The following is a 619-nucleotide window of genomic DNA, read 5'->3' as shown; positions in this document are numbered from 1 at the left end:
TGTCCGAACCGAGCGCCGCCATGGCGGCGGCCGCCGCCGCTTCAGCCGGCGAACGTGGCGCCGGCTCGTCGCGCGCAACCGGTTCGTTGCGCAGGATGGCGGCGGCACGGGTGTCGAGATCGGCGATGTCCCCGGCCAGCGGCAGCGGCTGGTCGATATCCATCGACGGCGCATCCTGCACCGCTATCTTGGAGCCGCGGCTCCCGCGCTTACTCGCCGGCTGCGGGTCGATCAGTTCGCTGACGGCTTCCACAGGCTCGCTGGTCTCCAGCGAACCCAGCCGGTCGACGATCTTGAGCAGCGTGTCGTGGATGGCCTCGAAGGTGCGCGAATTGCGTTCGTCGGAACGGCGCGTCAGGGCTTCGAGCGTCTTCAGGTCCTGCGCAAGGCCGCTGACCGCCGCTGTATTGGCGCTCGTATCGGCCATCGAACGCACCGCGCTCTCGGCCGCCTCGCGCGCCGCGCTGAGGATGGTATCGCGTGTTCCGGCCAGCGACTTCTCGATCTCATTGAGGCGCGGGCTGATGTCCTCGAATTCCGGCAGCGGCGTGCCGGGCCTGGTGAGATGCGCCGAAAGCCCGGCGACCTGCGCCTCCAGGCTGCGGATCAGCGCCGGGTC

1 pseudogene is annotated in these 619 nt (G+C 69.6%); it reads right to left on the bottom strand.

Features of this window, described 5'->3' with window-relative positions:
- Window positions 1–619 (bottom strand): annotated as a pseudogene (locus tag EN745_RS35565) (peptidoglycan-binding protein); the annotation flags it as partial.

It is taken from the genome of Mesorhizobium sp. M4A.F.Ca.ET.022.05.2.1 (assembly GCF_003998845.1).
Lineage (GTDB): Bacteria > Pseudomonadota > Alphaproteobacteria > Rhizobiales > Rhizobiaceae > Mesorhizobium.
Note: the sequence above shows the minus strand (reverse complement) of the source record. Positions and strands in the feature narration are given on the sequence as shown.